The organism is Rhodococcus sp. P3_B8, assembly GCF_056402775.1.
This window is the reverse complement of record NZ_JBFUGT010000257.1, coordinates 1-9,508: the sequence shown is the minus strand read 5'-3', so window position 1 is coordinate 9,508 and position 9,508 is coordinate 1. Positions and strand designations below refer to the sequence as shown.

Here is a 9,508-nt window from a genome sequence, read left to right as displayed (position 1 = left end):
GATCCGGGTCGTGCTGGTGTAGTCGGACTAGCTGGTCGGCGCTTCGCCGGGCGCACTGTCGCCCGCCTGCTCCGCAGGTGCCGCCGGAGCCTGTGTCGGTGCGGCCGGCGCGGGAGTTGCCCGCTGCGCCGGCGGCGCAGCGGCGCTTTCCTGCGCCTTCACACGGGTCTTCGCGCCCTTGTGCGGAGCGAGCACCATCGTCATGTTTCGACCGTCCTGCTTGGCGGACGTCTCCACGAACCCGAGATCCGCGACGTCTGCACCGAGACGCTGCAGCAGCCGGAATCCGAGCTCCGGACGCGACTGCTCACGTCCGCGGAACATGATCGTGACCTTGACCTTGGATCCCGCTTCGAGGAAGCGCACGACGTTGCGCTTCTTCGTCTCGTAGTCGTGATCGTCGATCTTGGGGCGGAGCTTCTGCTCCTTGATGACCGTGAGCTGCTGGTTCTTGCGCGACTCACGCGCCTTCTGCGCGGCCTCGTACTTGAACTTGCCGTAGTCCATGATCTTGCAGACCGGCGGGCGAGCGTCGGGGGCCACCTCGACCAGGTCGAGATCGGCCTCGAGGGCCAAGCGGAGTGCATCTTCAACACGCACGATGCCAACCTGTTCACCTCCGGGTCCGACGAGGCGGACCTCGGGAACTCGGATGCGATCGTTGATGCGGGTCTCAGTGCTGATGGGGCCTCCTAGGTTGAACGGTCTTGTCTCGAGACCGCCAGCAGCCCGTACGCCCGGATTCCCAACAAAAAAGCCCCGCGGCGGTGAATGACTCTCACCATGCGGGGCCCGATGTCGACCGATCAGACGAACTCACGGCTCACGCCGATCCCTCATCTCCTCACATTCGAGGAACTCGAACCGAGTAACCTCGGACCGAGCGACCGGACCACTGAACTGCAGTTTTACCTGCCGCGCAGAGGTGGGAGTCGGACTCCACTTGCTGCCCCCGACAAATCCGAAGGCGGTCGTTGCGTCAAGAGTAACATTTGCGCACGTCGCGAGCTAATCGATACCGGGACGTTGCGCCACAGGGCCCTGGTGGAATCCTCTAAGGCATGACGGACAACATCGATGACACCCCGAACGACGGCACCCCGACCGGCGGTGACCAGAATACCGACGTCCGGGAACTGGCCGACGTTCCCTCGGTCGAGGTCATCAGCCGCGCCGCGGTCATGCTCATGAGTTCGGCAGCCGAGAAGCTCGGCCTGTCCGACGCCGACCCCGACTCCAGCCCGCACCGCGACCTCGACGAGGCCAGGCGGGTCATCACCGCCCTCGCCGGCCTGGTGACCGCGTCCATCGAGTACCTCGGACCGCACGCGGGACCGATCCGCGAAGGCCTCCAGGCGCTGCAGCGGGCGTTCCGCGAGGCGTCCTCGCACCCGGACGAGCCGGGCAAGGGTCCGGGCGAGAAGTACACCGGCCCCGTGTACTGACATGGCGAGCCGCAACAAGACCGCGCAGACGCCTGCCGGCGTCGACGAGTTCCTCGCCACGATCGCCGACCCGGTCAAGCGCGCCGACAGCGTACGACTGGTGGAGCTGCTCACCGCTGCGAGCGGAGAGCCCGCCGCGATGTGGGGCACGAGCATCGTCGGGTTCGGCTCCCGCCACTACAGGTATGCCAGCGGACACGAGGGCGATACCGCACTGATCGGCTTCTCGCCCCGGGCCGCGGCACTCACCCTGTACCTCTCGCTCGACTTCACCGAGCACGAGGCCGAATTCGCCGCACTCGGCAAGCACACACTCGGCAAGGGCTGCCTCTACGTCAAGAAGCTCGCCGACGTCGACGAGTCGGTTCTCGTCTCGTTGCTGAACCGATCCGTGGCCGCAGCCCGCGCGCTCTGATCGAATCTCACCGTTCGAACACGCTGCGCGCGTCGGCAGGCGGTTCGCCGAAAAGGCTCGGATCGCGCGGGACGAACGACCGGCCGGTGAGGGTGGCGTCGGACACCCGGTCCAGCCGGAACCACCGCACACCCGCCCGGCTCAGGCACCACGCGATGAGGAACCACGATCCCCTCGCGTGAGCGAGAAGGTGCGGTTCGACGACCCGCTCGGTGCGCTCGCCGTCCCGGTCCACATATCGGAGCGACACCATCAGTTCGCGCTGCAATCCGTCTTCGACGACGCGGCGGACGCGTGGTTCCGCGCTCGCCGTGTCGGCGTCTCGGCGGATCCACACCTTCGCGCCGAGGCGCTCCACCCGCTCCCTCGACTCGGAATCCATCACGTCGAGCAGCTTGGCCAGCGCGGCGCGGCCGTCGGTCGCGAACGGAGCATCGCGAAACGCCGTCAGGGCCAGTGCCACCGAGACCGCTTGAGCGGGAGTGAAATTCACGGGCGGTAACGTGCCGTCCCCGATGATCCCGTATCCCCCACCCGGCCCGGCAGTGGCCCAGATCGGGGCGCCCGAGGACTGCAGCACGGCGACGTCCCGCTTGATCGTCCGGGCGGTCACCTCGAACTGCGCCGCCAACTGCTCCGCGGTCCGGCCCCGGTCCCCCGCGCGGCGTAATTCTTCCGTCAGGGCGTGAAGGCGGGCTGGACGGTCCATGAGGGCAGTCTGCCGAACGACCGCGGCAAAGTCCCGATTCTCGCCGACCGATTCCGTTATACGACTGTGACACTTACGGTGACACGCAGATGTCACCGTTGCGGGTTCACTCTTGTCCCATGACCCAGACAAACGAATCACACGACAGCACAGGCACTCACATCATCCTGGCTCCCGGATTCTGGCTCGGCGCATGGGCTTGGGACGCAGTGGCTTCCGACCTGATCCGGCGAGGACACCACGTCACCGCGGTGACCCTGCCCGGGCTTCACTCCGCGGACAGCGACCGCGCCGGCATCCGACTGGACGATCACATCTCCGCAATCGCGGACGTCGTCGCGGACACACCGTCGTCGGAGCGGGTTGTGCTCGTCGCGCACAGCGGTGCGGGACCGGTGGCCTACGCGGCGAGCGACCGGGTGCCCGGCCGGCTGGCCCGCATCGTCTACGTCGACTCGGGGCCGCTGCAGAACGGCACCGCACTCCGGGAGGATCTCGATGCGTCGGTCACCGAGATCCCGCTTCCGTCGTGGTCCGAACTCGAGGCCGAGGGCAGCAGCCTCGACGGACTGGACGACGCAACGCTCGAGATATTTCGAAGCCGCGCGGTGCCCGAACCCGCCGGCCCGGCGAGGGACAGGCTCGAACTCGTCGACAGCAGCCGTCTGGACGTGCCGACCACGGTGATCTGCACCAGTTTCCCGTCGGAGGTCATCCAGCAGATGGCCGGCGCGGGCCATCCGATGGCCGCCGAACTCGCGCAGATCGCGAAGGTCGATTACGTCGATCTGCCGACCGGCCACTGGCCGATGTGGTCGCGGCCCGCAGACCTCGCGACCGCGATCRACACGGCCGCGAGGGACTGACCGAACTCAGCCGACTGCTGCGGCCTTCTTCGGCGCCCGCTTGCGCGGTGTCGCCGTGGCGGCCGCGGCAGTCTTCTTCGCCGAAGCGGACTTCCGCGTCGACGACGACTTGGCCGCCTTCGACTTCGCCGCAGCGGGAGGCGCCGTCACCTCGAGGACGTTTTCGAGGAACCGCCCCGTGTAACTCTCCGGAACCTGCGCCACCTCCTCCGGGGTGCCCTGTGCGACGACGGTTCCGCCGCCGGACCCGCCCTCGGGCCCCATGTCGACCACCCAGTCGGACGTCTTGATCACGTCGAGGTTGTGCTCGATCACGATCACCGTGTTGCCCTTGTCGACCAACCCGTTGACCACCCCCAGCAGCTTGCGGATGTCCTCGAAGTGCAGACCCGTCGTGGGCTCGTCGAGGATGTACACCGTGCGGCCCGTCGACCGTTTCTGCAGTTCGGCGGCGAGTTTCACGCGCTGCGCCTCACCACCGGACAGCGTGGGCGCGGGCTGGCCGAGCCGCACGTACCCGAGACCGACCTCGACCAGGGTCTTGAGGTAGCGGTGGATCGAGGTGATGGGCTCGAAGAACTCCGCGGCCTCCTCGATCGGCATGTCCAGGACCTCGGCGATGGTCTTGCCCTTGTAGTGGACCTCGAGCGTCTCGCGGTTGTACCGGGCGCCGTGGCAGACCTCGCACGGCACGTACACGTCGGGCAGGAAGTTCATTTCGATCTTCAACGTGCCGTCTCCGGAGCAGGCCTCGCACCGGCCGCCCTTCACGTTGAACGAGAACCGGCCCGGCTGGTAGCCGCGCACCTTCGACTCGGTGGTGGCGGCGAACAGGGTGCGGATCTTGTCGAACACCCCGGTGTAGGTGGCCGCGTTGGACCGCGGGGTGCGGCCGATCGGCGACTGGTCGACCTGGACGAGCTTGTCCAGCTGGTCGAGCCCGTTGATGCGGGTGTGCCTGCCCGGCACCTGGCGGGCGCCGTTGAGCTTGTTCGCCATCACCGTCGCGAGGATGTCGTTGACGAGCGTCGACTTACCGGACCCGGACACGCCGGTGACCGACGTGAGCACGCCCAGCGGGAAGCTGACGTCGATGCCCCCGAGGTTGTGTTCGCGCGCACCGATGACCGTGACCTGCCGCTTGCGGTCGACCGGTCGGCGGATGGCCGGAATCTCGATGTGACTGCGGCCCGACAGGTACGCGCCGGTGAGGGATTCCTCGCAGTCGAGTAGTTCCTCGTACGGCCCGCTGTGGACGACCTTGCCTCCGTGCTCGCCGGCGAGCGGTCCGATGTCGACCACCCAGTCGGACGTGCGAATGGTGTCTTCGTCGTGTTCGACCACGATGAGCGTGTTCCCGAGGTCGCGCAGGCGCGTCAGGGTCTCGATGAGACGCCGGTTGTCGCGCTGATGCAGACCGATCGACGGCTCGTCGAGCACGTACAGGACGCCCACCAGGCCCGAACCGATCTGGGTGGCGAGGCGGATACGCTGCGCCTCACCACCGGACAGGGTGCCGGCGGCGCGGGCGAGCGACAGGTATTCGAGGCCGACGTCGAGCAGGAAGCCGAGACGTGCCTGGACCTCCTTGAGCACCTGACCGGCGATGGCCTCCTCGCGGCTGCCCAATGTGAGGCTGTTCAGGAAGTCGGCGCAATCGGAGATCGACAGTTCGCAGACCTCGGCGATCGACTTCATACCGAACTTCTCGTTCGCGATCGTGACCGACAGGATCTCGGGGCGCAGACGCGCACCACCACACGCGGGACAGGGGGTGTCGCGCATGTAGCCGTCGTAGCGTTCCTTCATCTGGTCCGACTCGGTCTGCTCGAGGCGGCGGTGCAGGAACGGCATGACGCCCTCGAACTCGGCGTAGTAGGAACGGGTACGCCCGTACCGGTTCTTGTACCGGACGTGGACCTGCTCCTCACTTCCCTCGAGGATCGCGCGGCGCGCCTTCGCGGGCAGCTTGTTCCACGGCGTCTTCATGTCGAAGCCGAGAATGTCGCCGAGCCCGGACAGCAAGCGGCCGAAGTATTCGGAACTCTGCCCCATCGACCACGGCGCGATGGCTCCGTCCTCGAGGGACAGCTCGGGGTCGGGGACAACGAGGTCCGGGTCGACCTCCTTACGGATTCCGAGACCGGTGCACTCGGGGCAGGCGCCGTACGGGGAGTTGAACGAGAACGACCGCGGCTCGAGGTCGTCGATGGAGAGCGCGTGGCCGTTCGGACACGCCAGCTTCTCCGAGAATCGACGTTCCCGGTCTGCGGCGTTCTCTTCGCGGTCGACGAAGTCGAGGACGACGATGCCCTCCGCCAACCGCAGCGCGGTCTCGACGGAATCGGTGAGTCGCTGCTTGGAGCTGGCCTTGACGGTGAGGCGGTCGACGACGACCTCGATGTCGTGCTTCTCCTGCTTCTTGAGCTTGGGCGGATCGGAGAGCGGATGCACCACGCCGTCGACTCGCACACGCGAATAGCCCTGCATGTTGAGCTGGTCGAACAGGTCGACGAATTCACCCTTGCGGGTCCGCACGACGGGAGCGAGCACCTGGAAGCGGGTGCCTTCTTCCATGTCGAGGACCTGGTCGACGATCTGCTGCGGCGTCTGCCGCGCGATCTGCTCGCCACACACCGGGCAGTGGGCGGTGCCCGCCCGGGCGTACAGCAGACGGAGGTAGTCGTAAACCTCCGTGATGGTGCCGACCGTCGACCGCGGGTTGCGGTTGGTCGACTTCTGGTCGATGGACACCGCCGGCGACAGACCCTCGATGAAGTCGACGTCGGGCTTGTCCATCTGGCCGAGGAATTGGCGCGCGTACGCCGACAGCGACTCGACGTAACGTCTCTGGCCCTCGGCGAAGATCGTGTCGAACGCCAGACTCGACTTGCCCGAGCCCGACAGCCCGGTGAACACGATCAGGCTGTCGCGGGGCAGATCGAGATCGACCCCTCGCAGATTGTGCTCACGGGCACCCCGCACGATAAGGCGATCCGCCACTCCAAGTCCCTTCATTGTTCGACAGCCGAGGACGCGCATGAACGCTGGGCCCTCTGGCCGTGCCATGGTAAGCCGGGGCACCGACACGTTCTGTGGGACGCATGGCCGCCCTGCCACTCACCTGCCTGTATTCGACGGTAGCCTCCCCATCATGACCGAGCAGCCCATGGTGATAGAAGACTCGTACTCCGGCCACGTCTCCCCCGGTTCGGCGCCGCAGCGCCGCACGGTTCCGGGAGCCACGATCACGAAGATGTCCGTCGGCCCCATGAACAACAACGTGTACCTGGTCGTCTGTTCCACAACCGGAAAATCCGTCCTCATCGACGCCGCCAACGAGGCGGACCGCGTCAACCAGTTGATCGGCGAACACGCTCCATCCCTCGAGCTGATCGTCACCACGCACCAGCACGGCGACCACTGGCTGGCGCTGGAGGACGTCGCGGCCGCCACCCGCGTGGACACCGCCGCGCATCCACTCGACGCCGACGCTCTGCCCATCCGGCCCGACCGTCTCCTGGAAGACGGTGACACGGTCACCGTCGGCGACGTCACTCTCGACGTGATCCATCTCGCCGGCCACACCCCCGGCTCCGTCGCGCTCGCGCTCACCGAGACCGGCCGCACACGCGTCCATCTCTTCACCGGTGACTCCCTCTTCCCCGGCGGCGTGGGCAAGACCGCCGACGCCGGCAAGTTCGCATCACTGCTCACCGACGTCGAAACCAAGCTCTTCGACCGCTACGGCGACGACACGGTCGTCTACCCCGGCCACGGTGACGACACCACCCTCGGCACCGAGCGCCCCCACCTCGGGGAGTGGCGCGAGCGCGGCTGGTGACCGCATCCGATCGCCGATTGCGCACCGGACGGTCCGCGATTGGCGATCGGCCTCCCTGGGTACTGGTGAATGGGCAGCCTGTCGGTTCGGCAACATGGTCGTACGCCGACGACTGCCCTGAACTCTCGTTAGTGTGAGACGGGAGAACTCGAGATTGGGAGGCCAGGAATGCTTGTCCGTCGTATCGCTCGCCCACTGCTGTCCGCAGTCTTCATCAGCGGAGGGATCGATGCACTTCGAAATCCGGCGCAGAGAGCACAGGCCGCCGCACCACTGATCGACAAGTCCACAGAGACGCTCCCCGAGTCCGTCACCCAGAAGATCCCGTCCGACCCGGAGACGTTGGTCAAGATCAACGCCGCCGTGCAAATCGGCGGCGGAATTCTTCTCGCCACCGGGAAGGCGCCGCGACTCGCATCGCTCGCGCTGGCCGGCAGCCTCGTGCCCACTACCGTTGTGGGRCACGACTTCTGGAACGAGAYCGACCCGGCGAAGAAAGCGGCGCAGCGCACTCAGTTCCTCAAGAACGTCAGCCTGCTCGGCGGACTGCTGATCGCCGCCGTCGACACCGAGGGCAAGCCGTCCCTCGGCTGGCGTGGCCGTCGCGCCGCCCGGCACGCACAGGAGGCCGTGGCCGCGGCTCTGCCGCTCGGATCGGGTCACGACCATCACGGTCCCGAGATCGGGGAGGCTTTGGCCGCGGCGTCGGAGCGCGCACGCATCCTGTCCGGTGAGGCCGCCGAGCGCGGGTCCGAAATCCTCGAGGTCGCGAAAGACCGTGGCGCCGAATTCGCGAAGGTCGCGGCGGATCGCGGTCCCGAATGGGCGGACGTCGCGAAGGAACACGGCTCCGAGTGGGCCGAGGTCGCCAAGGAACACGGCTCCGAGTGGGCCGAGGTCGCCAAGGAACACGGCTCCGAGTGGGCCGAGGTCGCCAAGGAGCGCGGCGCGGAACTCGTCGAACTGGCGAAGGAACGCGGAGCGGAACTCGTCGACGTCGCGAAGGAACGCGGCCCGGAGTTGGCCGAGGTCGCCCGCGAGAAGGGCGGCGAATGGGCCGGCACCGCCGCAGAACGCGGCGAGGTGCTGAGCAAGCGGGCCCGCAAGCAGGCGGAAGCCGCGCTCGAGAAGGCCCGAGCGAAGCGGGACGAACTGTCCCACTGACCCCGAGCCGCGGCGCCGACCTGCGCCGGATAATCGATCTGATCGGCCCCGGAGATCACCCCTGACCTGCAATGTCAGCGGGCGGCCTCCGGGGCCGACTAGACTGTCCAGGCACTTTTGCAGCCGATCCGGTTGCAGCCGAACCAGTCAAGGAGACCTCTTGCCCGACGAGGACACGTCACGCGACGAGCGCGAGCTCGAGCAGCAGTACGTGACGATGCTCTACACCCGACTGGACGGCCTTCGCCAGTACGCGGCGAACCGGCTGAGCCGTGTACTGCTCGAAACCGGCGGGACCCCGCAGGCCCGCAGCGAGCGGGAGTCGTTCAACCAGCTCTACACCGAAGACCTCGCCAAGTACGACGCCGCCGAGAACGGGCTGTGCTTCGGACGCATCGATCTCGACGGCGAGCACCGCTACATCGGCCGGCTCGGCATCCTCGACGAGGAGAACGACTACGAGACGATGCTCCTCGATTGGCGTGCGCCCCTTGCCCGCCCGTTCTACCTCGCCACCCCCGCAGCCCCCGACGGCGTCTCCCGTCGACGGCACATCCGGACGCGGAGCCGCCGAGTGACGGCCGTCAACGACGAGTATCTGGATCTGGCGGCGGCAGAGGCCGCGGGCACGATCACCGGCTCGGACGGCGTCGCGGGTGAAAGTGCACTGCTCGCCGCGCTCAACGCGGCCCGCACCGGTCAGATGAACGACATCGTCGAGACCATCCAGGGTGAGCAGGACGCCATCATCCGGTCGGAGCACAAGAGTGTGCTGGTCGTCCAGGGAGGACCGGGAACCGGCAAGACCGCGGTCGCTCTGCACCGCGCCGCCTACCTGCTCTACACCTACCGGCAGCAGCTCGCGAAGGCCGGCGTCCTCATCATCGGCCCCAACGCCACGTTCCTCGACTACATCGGCCAGGTGCTGCCGTCGCTCGGCGAGACCGGTGTGCTGCTCTCGACCATCGGCGACCTCTACCCCGGCGTCCGCGCCACCGTCGAGGACAGCCTCGACGCCGGCGAGATCAAGGGCTCGCTCGACATGCTGGACGTGCTCAAGAAGGC

9 protein-coding genes are annotated in these 9,508 nt (G+C 67.3%); 6 read left to right on the top strand and 3 right to left on the bottom strand.

The annotated features are described in order from the left end of the window. Positions 1-27: 27 nt before the first annotated feature. Positions 28-684 carry a translation initiation factor IF-3 gene (gene infC / locus AC1D1G_RS36145; RefSeq protein WP_477955880.1) on the bottom strand — a complete coding sequence of 219 codons (657 nt, stop codon included), beginning with the start codon at positions 682-684 and terminating at the stop codon, positions 28-30. A gap of 377 nt (positions 685-1,061) precedes the next feature. Here infC and AC1D1G_RS36140 point away from each other — a divergent pair, with 377 nt between their 5' ends. Together AC1D1G_RS36140 and AC1D1G_RS36135 are read left to right on the top strand one after the other, a co-directional pair. After that, positions 1,062-1,445 carry a DUF1844 domain-containing protein gene (locus tag AC1D1G_RS36140; protein WP_009473626.1) on the top strand — a complete coding sequence of 128 codons (384 nt, stop codon included), beginning with the start codon at positions 1,062-1,064 and terminating at the stop codon, positions 1,443-1,445. A 1-nt stretch (position 1,446) separates the two neighbouring features. Next, positions 1,447-1,860 (top strand): DUF1801 domain-containing protein, encoded by a 414-nt coding sequence (locus tag AC1D1G_RS36135; RefSeq protein WP_283352510.1) that lies wholly within the window; start codon positions 1,447-1,449, stop codon positions 1,858-1,860. 7 nt (positions 1,861-1,867) lie between these two features. Here the strand turns inward: AC1D1G_RS36135 and AC1D1G_RS36130 are convergent, their stop codons facing one another. Continuing rightward, complete coding sequence (locus AC1D1G_RS36130) at positions 1,868-2,569, bottom strand: helix-turn-helix transcriptional regulator (protein WP_477955878.1); 702 nt, start codon at positions 2,567-2,569, stop codon at positions 1,868-1,870. A gap of 119 nt (positions 2,570-2,688) precedes the next feature. Here AC1D1G_RS36130 and AC1D1G_RS36125 point away from each other — a divergent pair, with 119 nt between their 5' ends. Further along, positions 2,689-3,435 (top strand): alpha/beta fold hydrolase, encoded by a 747-nt coding sequence (locus tag AC1D1G_RS36125; RefSeq protein ID WP_477955876.1) that lies wholly within the window; start codon positions 2,689-2,691, stop codon positions 3,433-3,435. 6 nt (positions 3,436-3,441) lie between these two features. Here the strand turns inward: AC1D1G_RS36125 and uvrA are convergent, their stop codons facing one another. After that, entirely contained in the window at positions 3,442-6,438 is a 2,997-nt protein-coding gene (gene uvrA, locus AC1D1G_RS36120; RefSeq protein WP_105413723.1) for an excinuclease ABC subunit UvrA, read from the bottom strand. Between the two features lie 151 nt (positions 6,439-6,589). Here uvrA and AC1D1G_RS36115 point away from each other — a divergent pair, with 151 nt between their 5' ends. From AC1D1G_RS36115 to AC1D1G_RS36105, 3 genes are all read left to right on the top strand, one after another. Further along, on the top strand, positions 6,590-7,279 hold the full coding sequence (locus tag AC1D1G_RS36115; RefSeq protein ID WP_477955875.1) for an MBL fold metallo-hydrolase: 690 nt from the start codon (positions 6,590-6,592) through the stop codon (positions 7,277-7,279). A gap of 168 nt (positions 7,280-7,447) precedes the next feature. Further along, a complete protein-coding gene (locus AC1D1G_RS36110) occupies positions 7,448-8,443 on the top strand; it encodes a DoxX family protein (RefSeq protein ID WP_477955874.1) in 996 nt (331 codons plus the stop codon). A gap of 160 nt (positions 8,444-8,603) precedes the next feature. Beyond that, a partial coding sequence (locus AC1D1G_RS36105; protein ID WP_477955873.1) for a HelD family protein occupies positions 8,604-9,508 on the top strand: 905 nt, incomplete at its 3' end.